Source organism: Marinobacter profundi (genome assembly GCF_002744715.1).
Classification (GTDB): Bacteria; Pseudomonadota; Gammaproteobacteria; order Pseudomonadales; family Oleiphilaceae; genus Marinobacter; species Marinobacter profundi.
On record NZ_KZ319369.1, the window covers coordinates 478,904 to 504,840 of the forward strand.

At 62.0% G+C, this 25,937-nt stretch carries 24 protein-coding genes; 14 read left to right on the forward strand and 10 right to left on the reverse strand.

The window, feature by feature from the left end; translation table 11 throughout:
- Positions 1-148 precede the first annotated feature (148 nt).
- The gene (locus tag CLH61_RS07785; RefSeq protein ID WP_099614133.1) at positions 149-442 is read right to left on the reverse strand and encodes a YebG family protein; all 294 of its coding nucleotides are present in this window, start codon (positions 440-442) and stop codon (positions 149-151) included.
- A gap of 281 nt (positions 443-723) precedes the next feature.
- On the opposite strand from CLH61_RS07785, the gene mtgA reads away from it, so the two are divergent.
- Together mtgA and CLH61_RS07795 are read left to right on the forward strand one after the other, a co-directional pair.
- On the forward strand, positions 724-1,419 hold the full coding sequence (gene mtgA, locus CLH61_RS07790) for a monofunctional biosynthetic peptidoglycan transglycosylase (protein ID WP_099614134.1): 696 nt from the start codon (positions 724-726) through the stop codon (positions 1,417-1,419).
- Positions 1,420-1,561: 142 nt separating this feature from the next.
- Positions 1,562-3,244, forward strand: coding sequence for an AMP-binding protein (locus tag CLH61_RS07795; protein WP_099614135.1), 1,683 nt, complete (start codon positions 1,562-1,564; stop codon positions 3,242-3,244).
- 74 nt (positions 3,245-3,318) lie between these two features.
- Here the strand turns inward: CLH61_RS07795 and CLH61_RS07800 are convergent, their stop codons facing one another.
- Positions 3,319-3,504, reverse strand: a complete 186-nt coding sequence (locus CLH61_RS07800; RefSeq protein WP_099614136.1) for a hypothetical protein — start codon at positions 3,502-3,504, stop codon at positions 3,319-3,321.
- A 127-nt stretch (positions 3,505-3,631) separates the two neighbouring features.
- Between CLH61_RS07800 and CLH61_RS07805 the strand changes: the two genes are divergently transcribed.
- Entirely contained in the window at positions 3,632-4,537 is a 906-nt protein-coding gene (locus CLH61_RS07805; RefSeq protein ID WP_099614137.1) for a LysR family transcriptional regulator, read from the forward strand.
- On the opposite strand, the gene CLH61_RS07810 is transcribed toward CLH61_RS07805, so the two are convergent.
- On the reverse strand, positions 4,534-5,241 hold the full coding sequence (locus tag CLH61_RS07810) for a transglycosylase SLT domain-containing protein (RefSeq protein ID WP_099614138.1): 708 nt from the start codon (positions 5,239-5,241) through the stop codon (positions 4,534-4,536). The genes CLH61_RS07805 and CLH61_RS07810 overlap by 4 nt on opposite strands.
- A 38-nt stretch (positions 5,242-5,279) precedes the next feature.
- A complete protein-coding gene (locus tag CLH61_RS07815; protein ID WP_099614139.1) occupies positions 5,280-7,295 on the reverse strand; it encodes a Clp1/GlmU family protein in 2,016 nt (671 codons plus the stop codon).
- Between the two features lie 141 nt (positions 7,296-7,436).
- On the opposite strand from CLH61_RS07815, the gene CLH61_RS07820 reads away from it, so the two are divergent.
- Positions 7,437-8,576: a CapA family protein gene (locus CLH61_RS07820; protein WP_099614140.1), complete on the forward strand. Its 1,140-nt coding sequence runs from the start codon at positions 7,437-7,439 to the stop codon at positions 8,574-8,576.
- A gap of 82 nt (positions 8,577-8,658) precedes the next feature.
- On the opposite strand, the gene CLH61_RS07825 is transcribed toward CLH61_RS07820, so the two are convergent.
- The gene (locus tag CLH61_RS07825) at positions 8,659-8,937 is read right to left on the reverse strand and encodes a peptidylprolyl isomerase (RefSeq protein WP_099614141.1); all 279 of its coding nucleotides are present in this window, start codon (positions 8,935-8,937) and stop codon (positions 8,659-8,661) included.
- A 256-nt stretch (positions 8,938-9,193) separates the two neighbouring features.
- Between CLH61_RS07825 and CLH61_RS07830 the strand changes: the two genes are divergently transcribed.
- The 4 genes from CLH61_RS07830 (at position 9,194) to CLH61_RS07845 (ending at position 13,387) form a co-directional block, all read left to right on the forward strand.
- On the forward strand, positions 9,194-10,780 hold the full coding sequence (locus CLH61_RS07830; protein ID WP_099614222.1) for an ABC-F family ATPase: 1,587 nt from the start codon (positions 9,194-9,196) through the stop codon (positions 10,778-10,780).
- A gap of 184 nt (positions 10,781-10,964) precedes the next feature.
- Positions 10,965-11,534, forward strand: coding sequence for a DUF1415 domain-containing protein (locus CLH61_RS07835; protein ID WP_099614142.1), 570 nt, complete (start codon positions 10,965-10,967; stop codon positions 11,532-11,534).
- A 203-nt stretch (positions 11,535-11,737) separates the two neighbouring features.
- The gene (locus CLH61_RS07840; RefSeq protein ID WP_099614143.1) at positions 11,738-12,469 is read left to right on the forward strand and encodes a polyamine aminopropyltransferase; all 732 of its coding nucleotides are present in this window, start codon (positions 11,738-11,740) and stop codon (positions 12,467-12,469) included.
- A gap of 15 nt (positions 12,470-12,484) precedes the next feature.
- Positions 12,485-13,387: an NAD-dependent protein deacetylase gene (locus CLH61_RS07845; RefSeq protein ID WP_099614144.1), complete on the forward strand. Its 903-nt coding sequence runs from the start codon at positions 12,485-12,487 to the stop codon at positions 13,385-13,387.
- Between the two features lie 10 nt (positions 13,388-13,397).
- Here CLH61_RS07845 and CLH61_RS07850 read toward each other — a convergent pair whose 3' ends face one another.
- The gene (locus tag CLH61_RS07850; RefSeq protein ID WP_099614145.1) at positions 13,398-14,225 is read right to left on the reverse strand and encodes a metal-dependent hydrolase; all 828 of its coding nucleotides are present in this window, start codon (positions 14,223-14,225) and stop codon (positions 13,398-13,400) included.
- Between the two features lie 147 nt (positions 14,226-14,372).
- Between CLH61_RS07850 and CLH61_RS07855 the strand changes: the two genes are divergently transcribed.
- On the forward strand, positions 14,373-15,164 hold the full coding sequence (locus CLH61_RS07855) for a TSUP family transporter (RefSeq protein WP_099614146.1): 792 nt from the start codon (positions 14,373-14,375) through the stop codon (positions 15,162-15,164).
- Positions 15,165-15,213: 49 nt separating this feature from the next.
- Here the strand turns inward: CLH61_RS07855 and CLH61_RS07860 are convergent, their stop codons facing one another.
- From CLH61_RS07860 to CLH61_RS07870, 3 genes are all read right to left on the reverse strand, one after another.
- Positions 15,214-16,626 carry a sodium-dependent transporter gene (locus tag CLH61_RS07860; RefSeq protein ID WP_099614147.1) on the reverse strand — a complete coding sequence of 471 codons (1,413 nt, stop codon included), beginning with the start codon at positions 16,624-16,626 and terminating at the stop codon, positions 15,214-15,216.
- 87 nt (positions 16,627-16,713) lie between these two features.
- The gene (locus CLH61_RS07865; RefSeq protein WP_099614148.1) at positions 16,714-17,814 is read right to left on the reverse strand and encodes a Glu/Leu/Phe/Val family dehydrogenase; all 1,101 of its coding nucleotides are present in this window, start codon (positions 17,812-17,814) and stop codon (positions 16,714-16,716) included.
- A 109-nt stretch (positions 17,815-17,923) separates the two neighbouring features.
- Positions 17,924-21,436, reverse strand: a complete 3,513-nt coding sequence (locus CLH61_RS07870) for an indolepyruvate ferredoxin oxidoreductase family protein (RefSeq protein WP_099614149.1) — start codon at positions 21,434-21,436, stop codon at positions 17,924-17,926.
- A gap of 287 nt (positions 21,437-21,723) precedes the next feature.
- On the opposite strand from CLH61_RS07870, the gene CLH61_RS07875 reads away from it, so the two are divergent.
- Both CLH61_RS07875 and CLH61_RS07880 read left to right on the forward strand, forming a co-directional pair.
- Positions 21,724-22,434: an AzlC family ABC transporter permease gene (locus tag CLH61_RS07875; protein WP_099614150.1), complete on the forward strand. Its 711-nt coding sequence runs from the start codon at positions 21,724-21,726 to the stop codon at positions 22,432-22,434.
- The gene (locus tag CLH61_RS07880) at positions 22,431-22,742 is read left to right on the forward strand and encodes an AzlD family protein (RefSeq protein ID WP_099614151.1); all 312 of its coding nucleotides are present in this window, start codon (positions 22,431-22,433) and stop codon (positions 22,740-22,742) included. The genes CLH61_RS07875 and CLH61_RS07880 overlap by 4 nt, the downstream gene beginning before the upstream one ends.
- A gap of 15 nt (positions 22,743-22,757) precedes the next feature.
- Here the strand turns inward: CLH61_RS07880 and CLH61_RS07885 are convergent, their stop codons facing one another.
- Positions 22,758-23,534 carry a DUF3750 domain-containing protein gene (locus tag CLH61_RS07885; protein ID WP_099614152.1) on the reverse strand — a complete coding sequence of 259 codons (777 nt, stop codon included), beginning with the start codon at positions 23,532-23,534 and terminating at the stop codon, positions 22,758-22,760.
- 158 nt (positions 23,535-23,692) lie between these two features.
- On the opposite strand from CLH61_RS07885, the gene CLH61_RS07890 reads away from it, so the two are divergent.
- Genes CLH61_RS07890 through CLH61_RS07900 form a run of 3 tightly spaced genes read left to right on the forward strand, consistent with a single transcriptional unit; the run spans position 23,693 to position 25,937 of the window.
- On the forward strand, positions 23,693-23,908 hold the full coding sequence (locus CLH61_RS07890) for a dodecin (RefSeq protein WP_099614153.1): 216 nt from the start codon (positions 23,693-23,695) through the stop codon (positions 23,906-23,908).
- Between the two features lie 52 nt (positions 23,909-23,960).
- Complete coding sequence (locus CLH61_RS07895) at positions 23,961-24,542, forward strand: isochorismatase family protein (protein WP_099614154.1); 582 nt, start codon at positions 23,961-23,963, stop codon at positions 24,540-24,542.
- A 57-nt stretch (positions 24,543-24,599) separates the two neighbouring features.
- A complete protein-coding gene (locus tag CLH61_RS07900; RefSeq protein ID WP_099614155.1) occupies positions 24,600-25,937 on the forward strand; it encodes a nicotinate phosphoribosyltransferase in 1,338 nt (445 codons plus the stop codon).

A 25,937-nucleotide genomic window follows, 5' to 3' on the forward strand; every position in this document is an offset into this window, starting at 1 on the left:
CGGAGCGTACTGGCTTATTGTTGTTGTTCAGGTCGCGTCTGGTTATTAAACCGACGGCTGAAACAAAAACTAGGCCCTTGGGTCGGGGAATTCCGTTGTAAAAAGGTTACCGGATTGTAACGTCAGGTTAATCCTGCGTCAGCGTTGCTCAGGAAGCCGCTGCGTCATCATCGATGGCGCCCTGGTTCAGTAGCGAGGGCTTTTTCAGGGCCCGGGCAAACAGCTCCTTTTCTTCAGCGATGGCCATCGCAGCCTGCTCTGCCAGAGCCTCGTCGAGGCCCTCCACCCGGGCCTGCAGGAACTGGGTGATTTCCTCGGCCAGCTCCAGGATCTTGTCCCGGGCATCGGCGTCGGCCTTGGACGAGAACAGCAGGGTGTCAGGGTTCTTCAGCGCCATGTCCAGTCCATCCCTCTCAGAGTAATACAGTGCGTTTACAGCCATGACTTGGTCTCCGTCAGGTGTCCGCCGTCCGGCCATCGGGGCTGGCGGGGAGTGTTGTTAAATCCGTACCGGAGTCTACATTAAAATACTGTATATTAATACAGCCTCCGTTTGCTTCCGGATAGCGCGCGCCCACGCTAGAATCCGGTCATTGTCGATTGCCGCAAGGGTTGCCGGCGTCGGTCCGGTGATCGTTGCAAGGATCAGGTTGCAAAGAACATCTCAGAAAGGACAGGTCGGAAAGAGCGGGTTGAAGAGGGCAGGTTGAAGAGGACAGGCGTTTGGCTCAGGCATCACTGGTAAGGCGTTCCTTCAGGTTTGTGGCCCTGGTGCTGCTTGGCCTGTGTCTGTTGCTGGCGGCCCTGCTGGTATTGTTCCGGTTTGTGAACCCGCCCACCTCGGCCTTCATGATTGCCCATCAGATCAGTGGTTCCGGCCAGGGCGTCCAACAGCAGTGGGTGTCCCTTGAGCAGATTTCCCCCTGGATGCCGCTGGCCGTGGTGGCCAGTGAAGATCAGCGTTTTCCCGACCACTGGGGGCTGGACGTCCACGCCATCGAGTCTGCAGTGCGGGAGTTCGCCAGTGGCGAGGGCCTGCGGGGCGCCAGCACGATCACCCAGCAGACGGCCAAGAACCTGTTCCTGTGGAGTGGTCGCAGCATGGTGCGCAAGGGGCTGGAGGCCGGCCTTGCCCTCGGGCTGGAGGTGGCCTGGTCCAAACGCAGAATCATGGAGGTTTACCTCAACATTGCCGAGTTCGGCCGCGGCATCTATGGCATAGAGGCGGCCAGCCGGGCTTATTTCGGCATCCCGGCCCGTTATCTCAGCCCGTCCCAGGCCGCCCGGCTGGCGGCGGTGTTACCCAATCCCAAGGTGTTCAGTGCAGCGCAGCCATCCGCCTACGTCTGGCAACGCGCAGAATGGATCCAGCAGCAGATGCGGCAGCTGGGTGGTACCGGGTACCTGGCGTTCCTCTGATCGCAAAATTCCTTCCGACAGCTTGGTCAGCTCCGTATTATGCTTTAGTCTTAGTTGTCCGTTCTGATAACGACTTTTTATAACAATAAAAGCGCCGCATGCTTCACGGGCGCCTGCCGACAATAATAACAAGGAGCCAGACATGGCGGTCGACAGTGACAAACAGACTTCCCTTCACTGCCTGTATTACTGGGCAAAGCAGACGCCTGACCGGGTTTACCTGAGCCAGCCCTATCCGGATGGCCGGGTTGAGGATATTACCTGGCGCCACGCTGCCGACCAGGTTTCCCGCATGGCCGGCTATCTCAACGGCCTGGAGCTGCCACCGCGCAGCAATATCGCCATTCTGGGTCGTAACAGCGCCCACTGGATACTGGCGGATCTGGCCATCTGGTCCGCCGGACATGTCTCGGTGCCGTTGTATCCGACCCTGAACGGGGACACAGCAGCCTACGTTCTAGAGCACAGTGAAGCGAAGCTGTTGTTCCTGGGCAAAATGGACGGCACTGCAGACGGCTGGAATGACATTCGGGGCCACCTGCCCGCGGAATTGCCAATCGTTTCCCTGCCGATGTCGCCGTTGGACGATACCCCCGCCTGGAGCGACATTGTTGCCAGTGGCACGGCGGCAGAGCCGAAGCTGCCGGCGCCGGATGATCTGGCAACCATTGTTTATACCTCAGGTAGTACCGGTCGTCCGAAAGGGGTGATGCACAGTTTCCGCACCATGATCTCCGTGGCCGATGGTTTGCAGCAGCTGTTTCCGGTCGATCAAAACGAGCGGATGCTGTCGTACCTGCCGCTGGCCCATGTTGCCGAACGGGCGGCGGTGGAAACCCAGTCGTTGTATTACGGTTTTCACCTTTACTTCGCCAACTCCCTTGATACCTTCCAGGAAGACCTGCAGCGGGCCCGGCCCACACTGTTCTTCTCGGTACCCCGGCTGTGGATGAAGTTCTACATGGCCATCAACAGCAAGTTGCCACCGGCCAGGCAGAAGTTGCTGTTCAATATCCCGCTGGTCAGCGGGCTGGTAAAGAGGAAGGTACTGAAGCAGCTGGGCCTGGACCACTGCCGCGCGGCGCTCACCGGTGCCGCTCCGCTTTCGGCCGAGATCATCGGCTGGTACCGTAATCTGGGGCTGGAATTGCTGGAGGTATACGGCATGTCCGAAAACTTCGGCTACTCCCATGCCAACCGCCCCGGCCAGACCAAGGTGGGCACCGTGGGATTCTGCAATCCCGGCGTGGAGCACCGTCTCGGTGAGGGGGGCGAAATCGAGGTCCGCAGTCCGGGGCAGATGCTGGGTTACTTCCGCAATGAAGAGAAAACCCGCGAGGATGTGACCGCGGATGGTTTTCTGAAAACCGGCGACATGGGGGAAATTGACAATGACGGTTGTTTGCGGATAACCGGGCGGGTTAAAGACCTGTTCAAGACCTCCAAGGGCAAGTATGTGGTACCGGTGCCGATCGAGAATCGCTTTAACCACCCGAAAGCCGAGGTGGTCTGTGTGGCCGGCGCCAATCAGCCGCAACCCTGCCTGATGGTCCTGCTGTCAGAAGAAGCGCGGGCCGAGCTGGAGAGCGGGGCTGACCGTACCGAACTGGAACAGGAGCTGCAGGCGCAGCTGGCAGCGGTGAATGAGGGCTGTGAGCCCCACGAAAAGCTGGCCTTTGTGGTTGTGGTGGCCGAGCCCTGGACCATGGAAAACGGTATGTTGACGCCCACCATGAAGATCAAGCGCAACGTGATCGAAAACTTTTATACCGAGAAGATGAATGACTGGTTCAGCCGCAAGCGTCCGGTTGTTTGGGAATTCTGATTCCGCCATAAAAAAACCGGTGGTCATGCCACCGGTTTTTTTGTGTCTGCAAATTGGCTCGTCAGCACGAAAGTTCAGTGCTCGCCCTGAGGCATCGGCTGCAGCTCCGGAGTAGCGGCCCGGGCCTTACGTCCCCAGGAACGGAACATTTTTGCAATCTGTTTGCCGGCTGCACGGCTGTACTGACGCCTGACCTCGGTAGAGTTGTGGAGGATACTTGACGGCAGCGGGTTTGCGGTTGCGATATGCTTCTGGGTCATAGCGCCTTCCTCCTTTTTTCAAAAGTGAGTAATGGGATTGATCCGAATATGCCTTGAATTCTAAGGATTCTTTTTTGCAGCGTGAATACGTTAAACTCCGTACTCATGTTGCAAATATGCAGTGACTATGGATTGGGATTATCTTCGTTATCTACATGCTCTGGCAACTGGTGGAACCCTCGCCAGGGCCGGTGAAATCTTGGGCGTTCACCAGACCACGGTGCTCCGGCGCCTCGACCAGATGGAAGAGCAGCTCGGGGTACAGTTCTTCGAGCGCAACCGGGATGGTTTACAGCTCACCCCTGCGGGAGAAATTGCCTTCCGCGAGGCTGAACGGCTGACCATCGAGATGGAAAATCTTGAACGGGAGCTGGTTGGCCAGGACTCTGCCCCGGTGGGCAAGGTCCGGCTGGCACTGACCGACGCCATGCTGGCGGGCCTGGTGGCCCCGGTCATTGCGGAACTGACAATGGAATACCCGGATATCGAACTGGAAGTGCTTACCGACAACGATGTCCTCAACCTCAGCCACCGCGAGGCGGATCTGACCCTGCGGCCGGTCAACAAGCCCCAGGCCACCCTCGAGGGAGAACAGATCGGTACTGTGGAGTCTGCCATCTACGCCGGTGCCGGCTATCTGCAACGCCACCCGGAAGCAGACCCCGACAACCATCCCGAAGCCTGCCTGTGGATCGTCCCGGACGACAGCTTCAGCCAGCTGGCCACCGGCCGCTGGTATCGCAAGCAGCTGCGGCACGCCAACGCACTGATCCGTTGCAATAGCCTGCAGGCCATGCACAACCTCGCGCGGGCGGGGGCCGGGCTGGCAGTGTTGCCCTGTTACCTGGGTGACGCCTCGCCGGAACTGACGCGACTGGCAGGTCCGCTGGAGGGCGAGGGGGTGGATCTGTGGTTGCTGGTCAACCAGGACACCCAGCAGATGGCGCGGGTAAGGATGGTGATGGAATTCATGGTGGCGCGGCTGCAACGGATGCAGGATCGCATCGAGGGGATCCGGCCGGCAGAGGCCTAGCCGCAGAACGGCCAGATTTCATAGAATCGCCAGCACTGGAATTCCTGTTCGCAGCTGGCCAGTTGTTGCCCGTAACGCCGGGCGCGGGCGGCAACCCGGACGGCCAGCGACGACACCTCGGGTTTGGCGCGGTAGCTGCCACGACGGTAACCGGTGCGCCCTTCATGATAGGCCAGGTACAGCTGGCGGGCGTTGTCCGGGGCGATGCGCAGGTGCCGGTGGCTCAGGCTGTTATACCAGCCGATGAAGTCCAGGGCATGGCGAATGTGGGTGCGGACCACCAGGCTGCCACCGTCCACCGCCTCAAGGTATTCACTCCACGCCGGATCCAGCGCCTGGGCATAGCCATAGGCGGAGGACGGGCGGGTCCACGGAATGAAGCCGAGCAGGGTGGTTCGCGGGGGTTGGGCATGGCTGCGGAAGGACGATTCGTGATAGACAAAGGCCATCTGGACCTCCACCGGAGAGCCCCAGCGCTCGCGGGATTCCACCGCGTAGTCGTACCACGCAGGATGTTCGCGGAAGATTTCACACAGGTTATCGGGATTGCGCGGCGGGTCTGGCGCCAGCAGGCTGAATCGCAGGGTAACCCACACCGCAACCAGCACACCGGCCACGGGGAAACCGTACCAGCGCAGCCTGGATTTCAGTAAGCGCAGCCGTTGTTGGCGGCGGGTCTTTTTGCGGGTTTTTCGTTTTGCCATGGCGGGCTGATTATAACGTCCGGTGCCCGATTGATGCGTTACCGATTCGACACTCCGTGACGATGGCCGTCGGGGATGACCACCCGGTCGGTGTACTGGCACAGTTCCTGGTAGACCCGTTCCCGCTGGCGGTCATAACGGTGCGAAAAGTGAAACGCGATCAGCTGCCGGACGTCGGCCAGGTTGGCGATGCGGGCGCAGGCTTCGGTAGTCAGGTGCTGGGTGCGGACCGCCTGGTCCTTGTCCTCGCACAGGAACGACGACTCGCAGAACAGGGTATGGGCGCCACGGGCAAGCCGGCACAGCCGGTCGATGTTCTCGGGGCTGTCACGGAAATCCGTCGCATAGACCACCTGTTCACCGGGTTCTTCAAGTAACAACTGGCTGGCCAGTTCGGCAACGGTGAAGCGGGTCCGGCCGTCCGGCGCCAGGGTGCGGTCCAGCTCGTCGTTCAGCCAGGCTTGCTTGAGCTCCTGCAGCCAGGGCCCGGGCGCAAGGCCCAGCGCAGCCAGGCCGTCCCGGCGCACGTGGAGCTGGAAGCGGGGCTCGTAGCTGTAGGCCAGCACCGGCACCCGATGGTCCAGCTGGGTTGCCCTCATCACAAAGCCGGGTTCGCGACGGATGACGCCCTCCCGCAGCGGCAGGTCTTCCAGCGGCTCGGCCCCTGCGATGCCGGCGACAATGCGCCAGCGCCGCAGGTGTTCGCCATACCATTCATGGATTTCAAAGCAGGGGCCGCGGTCCTCCACCCGGTCCCAGAGAATCCCGTTCACCATCCCGAGAATATGACGGTGTAACCCGGGTGGCCCATAAAGCCGGCAGGGTGGGAAATGGCCGATGCGACTGCGCATGAACCAGACAAAGCCGCCAATGTGGTCAGCGTGGGCATGGGTGATAAAGACGTCTGAAACCTGGTGGGCAGCCCGCAACGGCATCCGGCCGGCATCGCCGAGGTCAAACAACAGGCTGCGGGGCTGATGCAGCATGCGCAACTGCATCAGTGGATCACCGGTCACGCCATTGACCAGGGTGGCCACCACCTGGCCGATCCGGATGGCAACCTGGGGTTCCCGGGCAACACTGGTCAGCGTCCCCAGTTCAACTCTCACCTCGGTTGCGCGGGGCGCTTTATCCGGTAGCGCCGGCGGTTTGCGCAGGGTGCGGAGCTGGCCGTCACGGATTGCAGCATCCCGTACCAACAGCTGGTTGACAGGGCCGGGTGGCGCGGCCACCTGCAACTGCAGCAGGTGCGGCGCTGCCCCGCTGATGCAGGCCAGGGTTTTGAACTCGCCGTTGCAGAGCAGGGCAACCTGGCGGCCCTGCCAGGCAGCCGGATTATCCAGGGACGGTGGCGTGCCCAGCAGCGCCAGGCCGTCGGTTGCCAACTCCAGCTGGCTGCTGTGGGCCATGTGCGCCTGCCACAGCTGATTGCGTAACCGGACCCGCTCCGGTCTTGCCAGGGTGTGGGCGTGGGCGGAGGGCGTCAGCCGGATCAGCCGCAGGGGCAGCGCGGCCAGTTCGCCCGCCAGCGGAAAAGGTTTGTCCTCAGGGCACAGCAACAGGCACAGCCCGGCGCCGCTGGTCGTGACAAGGGCCGGAATCAGTTCCGCTCCGCCAACGCCTCGCACCACGCCGGGGCTGTCGAGAAAGAGGGGGCCGGGCGGTGCCCTGGTCAGCAGGCGAGTGACGGCCAGTAGCAGCGGCAGCCGGAAGCGGCCGGCATCAAGGCTGCACAGCGGCTCGGTTGCCAGCACATGCCACTGATGGCCGTCAAACCGGCCGAGGCTGACCGTGCCCGGCACGCCGAAGCCGGGCAGCCCCGGGTCGCAGTTCAGGCAATAGCCGGTCTGCCCCCGGTCGCTGAGGGCTGTCACCAGTGTCCGGATGAGGGTTGTTTTGCCGGCCCCGGATTCGCCCACCACGATGACCCGGGTGTGGCCTTCAGCCAGTTCCGCAATCAGTTGCGGCCAGGCGGTGCCCGCGCTATCGGGGTCGCCGGCAAGATGGGTCAATCGCTCCATTTCGACTGCCTCTGGCATATCTTCGCTGTTCATTCTTTGCTCAACTATCTTTACTCAACTGTCTTTGTTCAACTATGGAGCAGGCCGCCACAGATGCAAGCGGAAGCCCACGCCTGCGGCCTGAGCCGCACCGGGTTGTGGGGCGGACGTGGGATGGAATCGGAGGGCGAGTAAATGGCGAAGGTAGTTACCGGACACGGCTCAGACACGACCGTCCGGCTGTTCCTCGCCGGGGATGTGATGACCGGGCGCGGGATTGACCAGGCACTTGGCCATCCGTCGCCACCGGCGCTCTATGAATCCTGGGTGCGGGATGCACGGGAGTACATCGCCCTGGCGGAAGAGCGCAATGGCCCCATTGCGCGGCCGCTGGCGGACGACGCTGTCTGGGGCGATGCGCTGGGCGTGCTGGCGCGATTCGCCCCGGATGTCCGGTTGGTGAACCTGGAAACCAGCATTACCACCAGCGCTACGCCCTGGCCGGGCAAGGGGATTCATTACCGGATGCACCCGGCCAATATCGGCTGTCTGGCGGCCGCCGGCCTGGATGTCTGCGGACTGGCCAACAATCACGTACTGGACTGGGGACACCCCGGGCTTTATGAAACTCTCGAATGCCTGCAGGCAGCGGGAATCGCCGCCCCCGGTGCCGGTACGGACCTGTCCGGGGCCCAGGCGCCGGCGACCGTGGCGCTTCGCGGTGGTGGCCGTTTACGGGTGGTGGCCTGCGGCCTGGCATCCAGTGGCATTCCGGAGTCCTGGGCGGCCAGGGACGGACGCGGCGGAGTCTTCCTGTTACCGGACCTGTCGGCCCGCAGTGTCCACCAACTCGCCGGCATCATCGCTGCGGCCAGGCAGCCCGGGGATATCGTTGTGGTTTCGGTGCACTGGGGCGGTAACTGGGGCTACGACGTCGATCTTGGGCAACAGCGCTTCGCCCGTCAGTTGATCGACCGGGCCGGAGTGGCTGTGATTCATGGCCATTCCTCCCACCATCCCCAGGGCCTGGAGGTGTATCGCAACCGGCTGATCCTGTATGGCTGTGGTGACCTGATTAACGATTACGAGGGGATAGGCGGCCACGAGATGTATCGGCCGGAGCTCTCGCTGATGTACCTGATCACGCTGGATGCCGGCAGCGGGGAGCTCAGACAGCTTGCCCTGGTGCCAATGAGGATGGCGCGGTTCCGGCTCAATCGGGCGACGGCAGAAGAAGCGCGCTGGCTGGCAGAGCGGCTGAACGGCGTCTGTCGGGAATATGGTACAAGTTGCCGGCTGGCGCCGGACGGCTGGCTGATGGCGGGCTGGAACTGACGGCCGTTGAAGGTGATTTCGGTGTTGCCCGGCCGGGTTGTGGGCAGGGGCACGGTGTTGCCGTGCCCCGCCAGGATTCGGCTCAGGTGCGGCTGGTTACTTCCAGCAGGTGGTAGCCGAACTGGGTCTTGACCGGACCAATGACGGTATTCAGCTCGCTGCTGAACACGGCCTTGTCGAATTCCGGAACCATCTGGCCCGGGCCAAAGGAACCGAGCTCGCCACCGTTGCGGCCGGACGGGCAGGAGGAGTGTTGCTTGGCAACTTCTGCGAAGTCCTGACCACCTTCGATGGCTTTTTTCAGTTCTTCACACTTTGCTTCGCTGTCTACCAGAATGTGGCGTGCGGTTGCCTGGGTCATGATCTGCTTCCTGTGTTGGTTTCAGCGTCGCTTGCCGGCGTGTACGTAAACAGTGCACTGGCGGGCAAAAGCGCTGAACGCGGGTTTAATGAAAGTCGGTACGGCATCCGAAGCTCGCATGCAGTCCGGCCATTATAGCGAAGGCCAGCGTTTTTATCCGTGTTAATGCGGCCTGCGGTAATCCGTGCAAACCTGTACAATGCCGGCTTTCTTCACCGGCCGGCTGCCGGTCCTTACTTTCCAGCAGGTTCTTTCCTTGATTTCTACCGCCAATATCACCATGCAGTTCGGGGCCAAGCCCCTGTTCGAAAACGTGTCCGTCAAGTTCGGCAATGGCAACCGCTACGGTCTGATCGGAGCCAACGGCTGCGGCAAGTCCACCTTCATGAAAATCCTTGGCGGTGATCTCGAGCCGTCGGCCGGCCAGGTCATGCGCGATGCCAACAGCCGTCTGGGCAAGCTGCGCCAGGACCAGTACGCCTATGAGAACTGCACGGTGATCGATACCGTGATTATGGGCCATGAGGAGCTGTGGCGGGTCAAGGCCGAGCGGGACCGTATCTATTCGTTGCCGGAAATGAGCGAGGAAGACGGCATGGCGGTGGCGGACCTGGAAGTCCAGTTTGCCGAAATGGACGGTTACACCGCCGAATCCCGTGCCGGTGAGCTGCTGCTGGGCCTGGATATTCCCCTGGAGCAGCACAATGGCCCGATGAGTGCGCTGGCCCCGGGCTGGAAGCTGCGGGTGTTGCTGGCCCAGGCGCTGTTTTCCGATCCGGACGTGCTGCTGCTGGACGAGCCCACCAACCACCTGGATATCAACACCATCCGCTGGCTGGAGGGGGTGCTGGTCGCCCGCAACAGCACCATGATCATCATCTCCCACGACCGCCACTTCCTGAACAGTGTGTGTACCCACATGGCGGACCTGGATTACGGTGAGTTGCGTCTGTTCCCGGGTAACTACGATGAATACATGACCGCGGCCACCCAGGCCCGGGAGCGCATGCTGTCGGACAACGCCAAGAAGAAGGCCCAGATTGCCGAGTTGCAGCAGTTTGTCAGCCGCTTTTCTGCCAATGCCTCCAAGGCCAAGCAGGCCACCTCGCGGGCTCGTCAGATCGACAAGATCCAGCTCGAAGAGGTCAAGCCATCGAGCCGGGTCAGTCCGTTTATCCGCTTTGAGCAGCACAAGAAGCTGCATCGCCAGGCGGTCACTCTGCAGGATCTGACCAAGGGTTTTGATGGCAAGCCGCTGTTCAGCAAGCTCAATATGCAGATTGAGGCGGGTGAGCGGGTTGCCATCATCGGCCCCAACGGTATCGGCAAAACGACCCTGCTGCAGTGTATGGCGGGTGCCTATACGCCGGACAGCGGCGAGGTAAAGTGGACCGACAGTGCCCAGATCGGTTACTTCGCCCAAGACCACACGGCGGACTTTGCCGAGGATATGACGCTTACCGACTGGATGGCGCAGTGGACCAAGGGCGGCGAGCAGCTGGTGCGCGGTACCTTGGGGCGCATGCTGTTCTCCGGCGATGACATTGGCAAGTCGGTCAAGGTGATTTCGGGTGGTGAGCAGGGCCGGATGCTGTTCGGCAAGCTGATTCTGCAGCATCCCAACGTGATGCTGATGGACGAGCCGACAAACCACCTGGATATGGAGTCCATCGAGGCGCTGAACCTGGCGCTGGAGAACTATCCGGGTACACTGATTTTTGTCAGTCATGATCGGGAGTTTGTTTCTTCGCTGGCTACGCGGATCATTGAGCTCAGGGCTGATGGGGTGACGGACTTCAGTGGGACTTATGATGATTATCTGAGGAGTCAGGGGTACCTGTAGGTTTGTTGATTTGGGCTTTGGGAGTTTGCGGACGGGTGGGTAGGCCTTTCCAAAACACGCTCCTTCGGCCCATCCCTGGGGCGCTTGGGCTCCGCCATCCCTGGCTCCGCACAGTTTTGGAAAGGCCTACCCACCCGTCCGCTCGCACCTGTGAGTGGCCGTCTAACGAATTGGGAGAGAGCGCGTGAGCGAAACCGGGATTATTAACGCGACCCGCAAATGGGTCGAAGACGTTGTCGTAGGCTACAACCTGTGTCCGTTCGCCAAACGGGAGCTGGTGCGTGACCGGGTTCGGTTTGTGGTGTCCGACGCCGGGACCGAAGACGAGCTGCTGCAATCACTGCACTCAGAACTCCAGCGCCTGGACGACGAGCCTGCCATCGAAACCACGCTGCTGATCCATCCGGGTGTATTGCAGGACTTCGGTTCCTACAATGAATTTCTGGACGCGGCGGACGGGTTGCTGGTGTATCTGGAGATGGAGGGCGTCTACCAGATCGCCAGTTTCCACCCGGACTATCAGTTCGCAGGTACCGAGCCGGATGCGGCGGAGAATTATACCAACCGGTCACCGTTCCCGATGTTGCACCTGTTGCGGGAAGCCAGTCTGGAGGCGGCGATTGACAGTTACCCGGATGTCGACGGAATTCCCCAGCGTAACATTGAGCTGATGGAGAAGCTGGGTGCAGAGAAGATGCGGAATATTTTAAGGTCGTGTCTGGACGGATCCGAAACAGAGCGGACTGGGGAGTAAACATCGGGAGCGGTTGGGAGGGTACTTTCAAAACTGTGCGGAGCCAGGGATGGCGGAGCCCAAGCGCCCCATGGATGGGCCGCAAGGAGCGTGTTTTGAAAGTACCCTCCCAACCGTGACAGCACGGACTTGCAGGCTGCGGACCGCAAACTCCCCAAAATAAACAATCCGGTAAACAAAGCCGAACAGAAGGGTCAGCAAAAATGGGACTGCTTTTCGAACAAATTGACAGCCAACCCTCCGTGATCGGCGAGATCACCCTGCGCCGGCGCCGCATCCCGGCCATTGGCGACCGGGACATCTACGAAGTCAAACTCGGCGAAGAATTCCTCATGTCCAGCATGTTCGTCGACGCCGAAGTCGCGCTCTCCGATATCGGGCTGGGCGAAACCGAAGGCGACAACCTCAGCGTCGTGGTTGGCGGCCTCGGCCTTGGCTACACCGCCGTTGCTGCCCTCAAACACCAACGCGTTGCCGAACTGCTCGTGGTCGAATACCTCAGGCCCGTCATCGGCTGGCACCAGCAGGAACTCGTACCCCTCGGCAAAGACCTCAATGCCGACCCGCGCAACCGCTACGTCCACGGCAGCTTCTTCGACCTCGCCATTGCCGACCCTGCCACCGGCGGCTTTGATCCAGAGTCCCCCGGCAAACAATTCGATGCCATCCTCCTCGACATCGACCACTCGCCCCGGGCATTGCTGCACGACTCCAGTGCCAGCTTCTACACCGCCAACAACCTGCGCCTGATGGCCCGGCAGCTCAAGCCCCGGGGCGTGTTTGCCATGTGGTCGAACGAAGGTGAGGATGAGGAATTCATGGCAACATTGCGCGACGTGTTCATCGATGTTGCCTGTCACGTCGTATCCTTCTTCAACCCGTTCCAGAACCGGGAATCGTTCAACACCGTGTATGTGGCCCGCAAGCCGGGCTGAGAACCCGGAGATTGTATGCCCGTCGACCGTTACCGAAGCCGCCCCTTCAGTTCCAGTCAGCGCCTGCCCGAGCCCGAGCAGCCGCTGGTGTTGCATGAGCCGGACGAGGCCGGCGCGATGCTGGCGGCGTTTATCCGTCGCCACCCCCGGTTGATGCTGCTCACCGGCGCCGGGGTGAGTACCGATTCCGGCATCCCCGACTACCGGGACGGCGACGGTGCCTGGAAGCGCAAGCAGCCGGTTCAGCACCAGGCCTTTATGTCCGACCTCCATACCCGCCAGCGTTACTGGGGTCGCAGCCTGATTGGCTGGCCGGTGATGCGCAATGCCAGGCCCAATCCCGCCCACCACTACATCTCGGACCTGGAACTGCTCAACCACAGCAACCTGGTGGTTACCCAGAATGTGGACCGGCTGCACCAGAAAGCCGGTACCCGCGCGGTGACCGACCTTCACGGCAGGGCGGATGAGGTGGTCTGCATGAGCTGTGGCTATCGCTGCCCGCGGGAAGAGGTGCATGACCGCTGTGCCGAGCTCAACCCGGCGTTTACCCGCTTTTCTGCGGCCACGGCGCCGGATGGTGACGCGGACCTGGAGGTGGATTTCGCCGGGTTCCGGCTGGCCAACTGTCCGCGCTGTGACGGCATTCTGAAGCCGGACGTGGTGTTTTTCGGGGACTTTGTGCCGAAACAGAGGGTCACCGCGGCACTGGAGGCCCTGCGGAACAGCGACGGCCTGCTGGTGGTGGGTTCCTCGCTGATGGTTTACTCCGGCTTCCGCTTTTGCCGGTACGCCCGGGAGTGGGGCAAACCCATTGCCACCCTCAATCTGGGGCGTACCCGCGCCGACTCACTGGTCGACCTGAAACTGAACGCGCGGATCGGCGAGACCCTGGCGGCCTCGCTCGATCTGCTTTGAGTCGCCCGGTTCAGGCAACGCCAATTTCCTTGCGCCACTTGCGCAGCAGGAAGCTGGTGTCGTGTTGCCAGGGATGGAAGTCCGGTTTGAAGTAATCCAGGTACTCCGGAATGATCGCGGTAAACATGCCGCGACGTCCCCAGAACCGGTTCAGCCCGCTGACCCAGGAGCGCAGGTTGGTGAGCTGCCTGTCTTCCCGCATCAGTTCGATCACGAAGGCATGGATGGCCACCATGATCAGCACGGTAATCAGCGCCATCACCCCCATGCGGAGGGCATAGTCGGTGATATCCGGCTCATAGAGCTGGCGGTAGGTGTCAAAGGCCACGGCCTTGTGTTCGTTTTCCTCGATGCAGTGCCAGGCCCAGAGGGTTCGCATGCTGGGGTGGATCGCTTCAACCAGGTCCTCACGCTTCAGCAGCTGGGCGGAGAGAATGCCGGTAAAGTGCTCCAGGGCGACCGTTGCGGCCAGGTGGGCCCGCTTGCTGTTCAGCAGGGGCAGATCCTTGGCGGCCAGAAAGCCACGGGTCCAGCCTTCCAGTTTCTTGATATCGAAACCCTGTCTGATCGCACCCTCGTTAAAGTTGCCGTGCTCTTTGGCGTGCATGGCCTCCTGGCCGATGAACGCGCCGATGTCCTTTTGCAGCTGGGGGTCCTGAATCTGCTCCCGTACCGCCCGCACGCTGGCAACAAAAAAGCGTTCGCCATCCGGGAACAGTGCCGACAGGGCATTGAACATGTGGGTCATGAACGGATCGCTGTCCACCCAGTGGCGGGGAACGTCCTCAAATCCGAAATCCTGGCGGCGGACTGGGAATGATGCGGTTACAGCTGACATGGAGTGACCTCGTTGCGGTAGTGTTCTACGGGGTCAAAGATACGACGTCGAGCGCTGAAACCTCCGGTCAGTAGGGGACAATCACTGGTCAGATCGTGTGCCAGCGCTTATCCTGCCACGCCTGATTCAACGACTTGTGAACCGGTAATGTCTGAACTTTCCCTGATCCAGTACCTGCTGATTGCCCTGGTTTTTGTCTGGAGCGGTTTTGTCCGATCCGGGCTGGCGTTTGGTGGTGCGGTGCTGTCGCTGCCGTTTCTGCTGCTGATCCATAACGACCCGCTGGTATTCCTGCCGATCATTTCGGTCCATCTGCTGGTGTTTTCGTCCCTCACGATCTGGATGAATAACCGCAAGCCGGCCGGCTCCGCAGTGTCGGAGGACAGCACGGGGCCTGCCGGCACCGTGGACTGGCAATACCTGTGGAAGATCCTCGGCATCATGATCGTGCCCAAACTGATCGGCGTATTTGGCCTGATCACGCTGCCATCGGCGGTGATGAGTTCGATCATTTTTGTGATCGTCTCGGTGTATGCGGTGTCCTATATCCTCAACAAACCGTTCCGCAGCAAGAGCCCGTTTGTGGATACCGTGTTCCTGATGCTGGGTGGTTACATCAGCGGTACGTCGCTGATTGGCGCGCCCCTGGTGATTGCGGTGGCGGCCCAGCACCTGCCCAAGGAGCGGTTGCGGGATACCCTGTTTGCCCTCTGGTTCATTCTGGTCACCATCAAAATGGCGGCGTTTGTCTGGGCCGACATCGACCTGCAACTGATCCACCATCTGTGGCTGTTACCCTGTGCCACCGTGGGGCACGTGTTGGGATTGTGGTTCCACGAGCGGATGCTGAAATCCGAACCCCGGGTGTTCTTCCGGTTTCTCGGGGTGGTGCTGCTGGTGGTGAGCTCGCTCGGGTTATGGCGGGGGCTGGCCGGGTAGCCGGCGGTACGCCCGGGCTGTGTCGCCCGCGCGTACTGCCGGTAATGGCTTACATCAGGTTGTAGATAAACACCACGGCGACGGCCACCGGAGTGATGTAACGCAGGGTTACGAACCACAGGGTGAAGGCCGGGGCCGACAGTGACAGCTCGTTCTCCATGGCCTGGCGGGACATCACCCAGCCGGCCAGCAGTGCAACCAGCAGACCGCCGAGGGGCAGCAGGATGTTGGCGGTGAAGAAGTCCAGCAGATCGAAGATGGTCTTGCCTTCCAGCATCGGTATGAAGCCCAGTGGGGCGACGTCGGACCACAGGTTCAGGGACAGGATCGACGCAATGCCCAGCGCCCAGCAGACCGTGCCCGCACCCAGGGTACTGACGACCCGATTCATCCCCTTCTGCTCTTCCAGCCACTCCACGATGGGCTCCAGCAGCGAAATGCCGGAGGTCCAGGCGGCGAAGATCAGCAGCACGAAGAACAGGGTGCCAAACAGGCTGCCCATGGGCATCTGGCCGAACGCCAGTGGCAGGGTCTGGAAGATCAGGCCGGGGCCGGCGCCGGGCTCCAGGCCATTGGCAAAGACGATGGGGAAGATTGCCAGGCCGGCCAGCAGGGCTACGCCGGTATCAATCACCGACACGGTAATTGACGTCTTTGCGATGGAAATGTTCTTTGGCAGGTAGGAGCCATAGGCCATCATTACCGCCATGCCGAGGCTCAGGGTGAAGAAGGCATGGCCAAGGGCCACCAGAATGCCGGAGGTGGTGAGTTTGGAGAAGTCCGGCTCGAACAGGAAGCTGACCGCCTGGCCAAATGAGCCGGAGGTCATGGCGTAGCCGACCATCACCAGCAGCAGGATAAACAGTCCGGGCATCAGGATGCTGACGGCCCGCTCCAGGCCCGACCGCACGCCCTTGGCAACGACGACCATGACCAGTGCCATGAACACGGTGTGCCACATCAGCAGGGTGCCCGGGTCGCTCAGCAGACCGGAGAAAATTGCCCCGATGGCGTCGGCGGACTGCCCGGCCAGCTGGCCACTGGCGGCGGTCCCGACATAGGACACCGCCCAACCCCCGATCACCGAGTAGAACGACAGGATCAGGAAGCCGGCCAGTACGCCCACCGCGCCCACCAGTTTCCAGGCGGGATGCAGCCGGTCCCGTTCGGCAATCAGGCGCAGGCTGTTGACGGGGCTGCGGCCACCGCGACGGCCAATCATCACTTCCGCCATCATGATCGGGATGCCCACGACCGCGATACAGGCCAGGTAGACCAGGACAAACGCGCCGCCGCCATTTTCGCCGGTGATATAGGGAAACTTCCAGATGTTGCCGAGGCCGACGGCGGAACCGGTGGCGGCCAGGATAAAGGCCAGGCGTGAGGACCAGAGCCCCCGCTTGGCATTGGAACCCTCAAGTGCCCCCGAGTAGGTGGCAGAACCTGATGAAGTTACAGACATGACGATCTCCTGTGGTACTTGTTGTTGTCAGGGGAAAAAGGAGGTCGCAGCTACCTGCGACCTCAAGGGACCTGCGCCGGTAAGGTGTTAGCCGGCGCGTGCCAACCGCTGCGGCGCCAGCCCGGCACCTGCGGTGTGTTTGTGGAACCGCTCTTCTGCCAGCTGATTGGCAATGGCTCCGGTGGGCAGGCCACTCTGGTCAGAGCGCCGGAAGATTTCGGTCAGGGTGTCGCCGATGGTTTCGACGTGGGCCCGCACCGTCTCTGGCGTGGCGCCAGTACGCTCGTAGAACACATCGATGATGCCGCCGGCATTGATGGCAAAGTCCGGCGCATAAAGGATGCCGCGCTCTTTCAGCAGGGCGTCGTGGTGAGGCTGCTCCAGCAGGTTATTGGCGGCACCGGCCACCAGGCTGGCGCGAATCTGCGGGATGCTGGTGTCATTGAGCACGGCGCCCATGGCACAGGGGGCAATCACATCCACCGGCAGCAGGAGGATGTCGGTGGCGGACGCAGGGGTGGCTCCCAGTTCATCCACCGCCCGTTGCATATTGTCGGCATGGATGTCGTACACCCACAGCTCCGCACCGGCTTCTTTCAGGTGCCGGGCCAGGCGGAACCCGACATTGCCGACACCCTGGATGGCCACTTTCAGACCGCGCAGGTCATCTCGCCCGAGCCGGTGCCTGACAGCCGCTTTCAGGCCGATAAACGTACCGTAGGCGGTGGCCGGTGACGGGTCGCCATTGCTGGGCTTGCCGTCGAACCCGGTGCGGGCGGCAATGCCGGCGATATGGCGGGTGTGCCGGCCCATCACTTTCAGGTCAGCGACGCTGGTGCCGGAATCCTCGGCAGCGATGTACTGGCCGCCCAGCTTCTCCAGGCTCCGGCCCATGGCTTCCATCAGGGCTTCGGTCTTGTGCTTGCGGGGATCGCCAATGATGACCGACTTGCCGCCGCCAAGGTCAAGGTTGGCCAGCGCAGACTTGTAGGTCATGCCCCGGGACAGCCTCAGTACGTCGCGCAGGGCTTCTTCGTCGGTGGCGTAGGGGAACATCCGGCAGCCGCCCAGGGCGGGGCCGCGGGAGGTGTTATGGACAGCAACAATGGCTTTCAGTCCGCTCTCCGGGTCGCAGAAAAAGGACAGTTGTTCGTGATTGTCGAATTCGGGATGGCTGAATACGTTCATGGCGTTATGCCTCTCTTCCGTGGCCGCCGCTACCCTTGTGGGGCCTGCGGTGGCTCCTTGATTGAGCAGGTGGCCGGGACGGATAGTCGCCAGCCTCCCTGATTACAGTTTAGACCGCTGCGTTAGCGATTTGCTGATGTTCCCGCGCAGTCGGGTTAAGCTCGGCGCGCAGCCGGCTGCGTTCCTTGCGGGTGGTGCGATAGGCGTTCTCCTTGACCGGGCCGTAGCCGCGAATTTTCGCCGGCAGGGCGGCCAGGTTGCGGGCAGCGTCTGCGTGGTCCGTGTTGAGGTATTTCAGCAGGAAGGCCACGTCCGCCTCGTATTCACGGATGATCTTGCGCTCCAGGCGGCGGTCCGCGGTGTAGCCGAACGGATCCAGTGGCGTGCCGCGCAGGCCGCGGGCCCGGGCAAACAGGGCGAACACGGTTTCCATCCAGGGGCCGAACTTCAGCTTCTTCGGCCGTTCACCGTTTTTGCTGCGACTGAGCAGCGGCGGTGCCAGGTTGAACTCCAGCTCCACCTCGCCTTCAAACTCCGCTTGCAGCTGTTTGCGCAGGCTGCCATTGCTGAACAGGCGGGCGACCTCGTATTCATCCTTGTAGGCCAGTACCCGGGCGTAGTTGTCTGCAATGGCGCGGGTCAGCAGGGGGTCGCGGCCCAGCCGTTCGGAGATGGCTTTTTCGGCGGTGCGCACCAGTTTTTCGTAGCGTTTCGCCAGGGCTGCGTTCTGGTACTCGGTCAGGTGCGCCTTGTGACGTTCGATCAACTGGTCGGTGGTTTCCATTACCTGGACGACTTGCCGGTTGGCGTCCCGGGGCTGGGGAAACGCCAGTGCCTTGACCCTGTCGAGGTCATGGGCGGCCCGGCGGCCCCAGAGGAACGCCTGCTTGTTCTTGTCGATCGCTACGTTGTTCAGTTCGATGGCGCGCTCGATGGACTCGGCACTCAGCGGCAGCAGACCCTGCTGGTAGGCAAAGCCCACGGTGAACAGGTTTACCGCCATGCCATCGCCCATCAGGGCCTTGGCCAGGCCGCCGGCATCAAGGAACCAGCTGCCGTCAGGACGGCACGCCGCACGCACGCTCTGTTCCATGGATTCGCCGGGGAACTGGATGTCCGGATCGCGGGTGAAGGCCGCCGGCATGGCCGGTTCGCTGTTGACCACCGCCCGGGAGAAGCGGTTGTCCATCTTGGCCAGGGCATCATCGGTGGCGGCCACCATCAGGTCGAAGGCCATCATCAGGTCGGCCTCACCGGCAGGGATGCGCACCGCGTGGATGTTGTCCTGCCGGTCACTGATTCGGATGTGGCTGACTACTGCACCGAATTTCTGGGCCAGGCCGGTCTGATCCAGTACCGACACGCCCTTGCCTTCGATGTGGGCAGCCATGCCCAGCAATGCGCTGACCGTGACCACCCCGGTACCGCCGACGCCGGTCAGCAGAATGCCATAGGGATTGCTGCCCGCCACCGGAGTCGGCTCGGGCAGTTCCGGAAAGTCCACATCGGAACTCACGCCCGCGGGCTTTTTCAGCTTGCCGCCCTTGACGGTGACGAAGCTGGGACAGAATCCGCGCACGCAGGAGAAGTCCTTGTTGCAGGCGGACTGGTCGATGGTGCGCTTGCGGCCGGCATCGGTTTCCTTGGGCAGGATGGACAGGCAGTTGGACTGGATCCCGCAGTCGCCGCAGCCCTCGCAGACATCGGAATGGATCATCACCCGCTGATCCGGGTCGGCCATGGTGCCACGCTTGCGCCGGCGGCGTTTCTCGGCGGCACAGGTCTGGTCGTAGATGATTACCGAGCAGCCTTCAATCTCCCGCAGTTCCCGTTGCACGGCGTCGAGATCATCGCGGTGGTGGAAGGTGGTATGATCGGCAAAGTCGGCCCGCGACGGGTACTTGTCGATGTCGTCGCTGACCACCGCAATGCGGCGGACCCCTTCACCGTAAAGCTGGTGGCTGATCTGCTGGACGGTGAGGGTTCCGTCCACCGGCTGGCCGCCGGTCATGGCCACGGCATCGTTATAGAGAATCTTGTAGGTAATATTGGCGCCGGAGGCAATGGCGGCGCGGATCGCCAGCACCCCGGAATGAAAATAAGTGCCGTCCCCGAGGTTCTGGAACACGTGCTTCTGGGTGGTAAACGGCGCCTGGCCAAGCCAGGTCACCCCTTCGCCCCCCATCTGGGTGAACGTGTCAGTGCCCCGGTCCATCCAGGTGGCCATGTAGTGACAGCCGATGCCACCAAGGGCGCGACTGCCTTCGGGCAGCTGGGTCGAGGTGTTATGGGGGCAGCCGGAACAGAAGTGAGGGGTGCGCTCCAGCCGTTCCCGGGGCTGGGCGAGGCTGTTTTCCTTTTCGGTGAGGAAATTCAGGCGCTGTTGCAGAGTGTCGTTGCAGTAGCGGCCGTCCAGGCGGGAGGCAATGGCGCGGGCCACCATGGCCGGTGTCAGCTCGGCGATGGTGGGCAACAGGTCGTTACCCTCGTTGTCCCGTTTGCCGATGACATTGGGGCGCCGGGCATCCTGCCAGCCATAGAGCTGGGCCTTGAGCTGATCTTCGATCAGGCCTCGCTTTTCCTCCACCACCAGAATCTCTTCCAACCCGCTGGCAAACTCGAAAATACCTTCCGGCTCCAGGGGCCAGGGCATGGCCACTTTGTAGACGGTGAGGCCGATGGCTTCCCGTTCTTCGTCGCCCAGGCCCAGGTCGGCCAGGGCCTGGATGACATCCAGATAGGCTTTGCCGGTGGTTACGATACCGAGCCGCGGCTGGCTGGCGGCCAGCACGGTGCGGTCCAGGCGGTTGGCGCGGCAGAACGCCTTGGCTGCCTCCAGCTTATGGCGGTGCAGGCGTTCTTCCTGCTCCATGGGTTTGTCAGGCCAGCGGGAATTGAGCCCGCCCTCGGGCATCGGGAAGTCCCGCGGGATACGGATGTCGATGCGGTCCAGGTCCAGGTTGGCAGAGATGGACGAGTCCATGTTCTCGGCGAGGGCCTTGAAACCAACCCAGCAGCCACTGAAGCGGGACATCGCCCAGCCATACAGGCCAAGGTCGAGGATGTCCTGGATGCCGGCTGGGTTCAGCACCGGCATGCCGGCGTCGAGGAAGGCATAGTCGCTCTGGTGGGGCAGAGTGGATGACTTGCAGGCGTGATCGTCGCCGGCGACTGCCAGGACTCCGCCAAACCGGGAGGTACCGGCGGCATTGCCGTGCTTGAAGACGTCGCCGGTGCGGTCCACGCCGGGACCTTTGCCGTACCAGAGTCCGAATACGCCATCGTAGCGGGCGCCTTCGAAAATGTTGACCTGCTGGCTGCCCCAGACGGCGGTAGCGCCGAGGTCTTCGTTGATGCCGGGCAGGAAGTGAATATTGTGTTTTTTCAGGTAATCGCGGGCTTGCCAGAGCACCTTGTCGAACCCGCCAAGGGGCGAACCGCGGTAGCCGGAAATGAACCCGGCGGTGTTGAGGTTGTTCCTGCGGTCCAGCTGGGCCTGGAGCAGGGGCAGTCGCGCCAGGGCCTGACTGCCATTCATGAAGACGGGGCCGGATTCTTTTTCCCAAACGTCATTCAGGGAGACGGGACGCAGCCCGTTCGGGACGCGTGAAAGCTTAGGCATGTCGAAATCCTCTCCCACCTGGCCGGATCGCGGCGGTAGGCATATCTTGTTGTTGTTCACCCGGCTTTTGGCCGGCTGCTCGATTTCGGTGGCCCAGTACCCTTGTGGGGTGGGCGAAAAATAAGCTAGCTTCTTCTTACGTAAGCGTCAATTATTAATTGCGGATTTTTGTGACCGGGGCTTGCGGCGAAACTGTGTGCAAGTGCGAATTTATTTTGCAGATCAGGAAGTCACGGCTTCGGGAACTACCTATACGTCGTTCGGAGAAAGTTACGTAGCTTGCGTCAATGACAAACACTACCTATTCCTACCAGCTACAGCCTGCGAAGATTCGCTATGAATTTTTCCGGCTGCTCCCTATCTCACTGTTCGTGGTGGCATTTGGCATGGCGTTCGGCCTTGCCGCTGTCCAGAAGGGGCTGGAGCCGATGCAGGCGGTGCTGATGAGCACCACGGTGTTTGCCGGCGCCTCGCAGTTCGCCACCCTCGATATGTGGGGCAGCCAGGTGGCCGTGCTGCCACTGATTGCGGTGGTATTTGCGATCAATTCCCGCCATCTGCTGATGGGCGCCTCCCTCTACCCGATGCTGAAAGACGTCGCGCCGGCCAAACGCTATGCCATGTTGCTGTTGCTCACCGACGCCAACTGGGCGGTATCGGCCCAGGAGTACCAGAATGGCCGCCGTAACCTGGAGGTTATTATTGGCGGCGGTTTTGTGCTCTGGCTGGCCTGGATCGTCGGCACCCTGCTGGGGGTATACTTTAGTCGCCTGCTGCAGGATCCCCAGAGCCTCGGGCTCGACATGGTGCTGGGTTGTTTCCTGCTGGCCATGGCGCTGGGCGGCAACAAATCACCCCGGGTGCTGGTGGCCTGGCTGGTTGCCGGGCTGTCCTCGCTGGCGGCCTACTACTGGCTGCCGCCGCACACCCATGTGGTGGTCGGGGCCCTGGCCGGTGGTGTGGTGGGCTATTTCTGGCTGGAGGCAAAACCGCAATGACTATTGACGCATCCGGTGCCGGCATCCTGCTGATCATCGCCATTATGACCCTGGTTACCCTGCTGACCCGCTATGGCGGGGTGCTGGCGATGTCCTTTGTCAGAATCAGTCCGCGGATCGAAAGTTTCATCAATACCATGGCAAGCTCGGTACTGATTGCCATCATCGTGCCGATGGCGGTGCAGGGAGATGCCGGCGCCCTGGCGGCACTGGTCGCCACCGCTGTTGTCATGCTGGCGCTGCGCAAGCCCTTGCCGGCCATTGCCGCGGGCCTGGTGGCGGCGGCCGGAGTCCGCTACCTCCTCTGATCCGGGCCGGCCGTATCAGCTCCCCGGGACCGGCTGGTGGACCGGGTTGGTGCTGCGCAGCGCAAGTTCGCCGACTCCCGGCAGTTTGATCCCCAGGGCGAGGGGATTGATGCCCAGGGACAGCCCGAGCAGATTGATTTCCACACCTTCCCGCAACCCTGCCAGCAAACCGAAGTAACCTCCCAGCGACAGCTGATATCCGGTTCCGCCGGGAACTTCCGACACCAGGTCGTCGCCCAGGTAGTCCTTGCCGATGGCATTGTTGGGCAGCGCCACGTCAAAGCCGGGAACCTGGCGGATCACCCATGCCACGAAGGTGTTGCTGTTGGGGCCGGGCCAGGCTTCGTACTGTTCCGGCCAGGGGTAGGCCGGTACTGCTGCCAGGATGGCTGGCAGAATCTGCTCCGCCTGGTCACCGCGAATATCGGCGATCAGTTCCGGTTTTGCACCGTACCAGGCCCGGTCAGGGGCATCCGGTCGCGAGTTGATCACATAGCGGCGCCAGCCGGTCACTTCATGGACATACCAGTGGTCGGCGCCAGCGTCCTTGGTGCTGATCCAGGTATGCACGGCAAAGTAACCCCGCCAGCTCCAGGCCCGCGCGGCATAGACCTGCACAATGGCGTCCCGGGTCGTTGCAGCGGATGGGGCAATGCCGGCGCTGGAGCGGTCTGCGGTGCGCCAGCTGCCGGCATTCCCGGTGCTGGTGCAGGCCGCCATGAACAGCGGGCCGGACAGCAGGATAAACAGGCTGGCAACGACGGCGGTCAGCCATTTCACAGGTTTGATCATTATCGGCAATCCGGTTTGTTGAAGTTCCAGACGTGGTTTACGCTGAGATAAGCCCAGAGGTTTATTCTCGGAGACTCGCCGGCTCCTGGCAACGGGATGGTTAACGGGGTGATGAATGGGGTAGAGGCCAGGGGCGGGAGGAGCACTACGGAGGTTCTATGTCAGATCATCATGTCTACAAGAAGGTCGAAGTGGTGGGGTCGTCGAAAACCAGCATCGAGGATGCCATCGAAAATGCCCTTGCGGAATGCAGTAACAGTATCCGCAACATTGAATGGTTCGAGGTACTGGAAACCCGCGGTCACGTGGTACACGGCCAGGTCGGCCATTACCAGGTGGTGATGAAAGTGGGGTTCCGGATCGAAGGCAGCTGAAGGCTGCCCCCGGAGGATTGCGCCTGTCGGGCAGGCGCGGGAGGCTTGGGGTATGGCAACAGAGATGTCCGCCGTGGGAGCCCCGGACAAAGTGCTGTTGCTGGTGGATATCCAGAACGATTTCTGCGAAGGCGGCAGCTTGCCGGTGGCGGGCAGCGCGGCGATTTTTCCGGTGGTCAACCAGTGGATCGACAAGGCCCTGGCGGAGCACTGGCTGATCGTCGCCAGCCGCGACTGGCATCCGGTGGACCACTGCAGCTTCAGGCAGAGCGGGGGCCCCTGGCCGCAACACTGTGTCCAGGACTCCCCGGGTGCCCGGTTTCACCCTGCCGTACAGCTACCGGATAGTGCCATCCGGGTGAGCAAGGGCAGCGCGTTTGACGTGGATGCCTATTCAGCGTTTGACGGTACCGGTCTGGCGTCTTTCCTGCGGCGGCGGGGGGTGACCACGGTTTATGTGGCCGGGCTGGCGCTGGATGTGTGCGTCAGGGCTACCGTACTGGACGCGCTGCGCAACGGTTTCCGTGTGGTACTCATCGGGGATGCAACCCGCGCGGTGGACGGTGCTGCCGCTGCCGGCGTTATCAGGGAGCTGGAAGAAGCTGGCGCGCGCCTTCACCCCGACCCTGCCTGAGGTCCGGGGCCTGCCCGGGTTCTGGCCGCCGTCCATCATTCACAAGGAGCCGGAGCGATGATACGGAGTGAGGATCTCTCACTGCTGGTGGACTTTTACGAGCTGGCCATGGCCCAGGCCTACAGGTCGGAGGGCATGACGGAAACCGCGGTATTCAGCCTGTTTTTCCGTGATCTGCCGCCGCATCGCAACTTCGTACTGGCCTGTGGTCAGCAGCATGTGGCCGAAGTCATCCGGGATCTGCGTTTTTCCGCCAGCCAGGTCGCTCGCCTGGCGTCCCTCAATCGTTTCCAGCCGGAGTTCCTCGACTGGCTGCGGACATTCCGCTTCAGTGGTCATATCCATGCGGTTGCCGAGGGCACTCCGCTGTTTCCCCACGAGCCGCTGATGGAAGTCGAGGCCCCCATTGCGGAGGCCCAGCTCATTGAGAGCCTGGTCATGAACTACGTTCACCTGGAGTCGGTGCTGGCGTCGAAGGCGGTCAGGGTCCGTCATGCGGCGGCGGGGCGCCCGGTGGTGGACTTCGGAATGCGGCGGATGCACGGTGTGGATGCGGCTTACCGGGGTGTGCGCGCCTATCGTCTCGCCGGGCTGGCCGGCACCAGCAATGTCCTCGCCGGGCTGGATTTCGGGGTGCCGGTGCAGGGCACCATGGCCCACAGCTTTGTGCAGGCCTATCCGGATGAACTGGACGCGTTCAAGACGTATGCCCGGCTGTACCCTGGCACCACGTTGCTGGTGGACACCTACGATACCCGTCGCGCCGTGCATCGTATCGTGGCGTGGCTGCAGGCCAACCCTGACGTCAATATTGGCGCCATTCGCCTCGATTCGGGTGACCTCGCGGCGGAGGCGAGGGACTGCCGGGCCATACTGGATGCGGCTGGTTTTACCGGTATCCGCATCATGGCCAGTGGCGGGCTGGATGAATACCGCATCGCCCGAATGCTGGCCGATGGCGTGCCGGTGGATGCGTTTGGAGTCGGCACTGCCCTGGGCGCCGCGGTGGATGCGCCGGCCCTGGAGTTGGCGTACAAGCTCACCGAATACGCCGGTCAGCCCCGGATGAAAAACTCCCCAGGCAAGCAGATCTGGCCTGGCCGCAAGCAGGTATTTCGCCAGCGGGGCAGTGACGGTCGTTACCGCGGTGACATCATTGCCGGCCGGGAGGAGGTGTTTGAAGGCGATCCGCTACTTCGGCCGGTGATGAAATACGGAGTCATCATGGAGGATGCCCTGACGGACCTGGACACCCAGGTAAAGCGGGCGCAGGTTCGGATTGACGATTTGCCCGGCTACCTCAAAACCCTGGCAACCTCCGAACCCTTCCCCGTGGTGATTACCGATTACCTCAAAACCCTGCAGCGGGAGACTCTTGCCCGCGTCCACCACTGA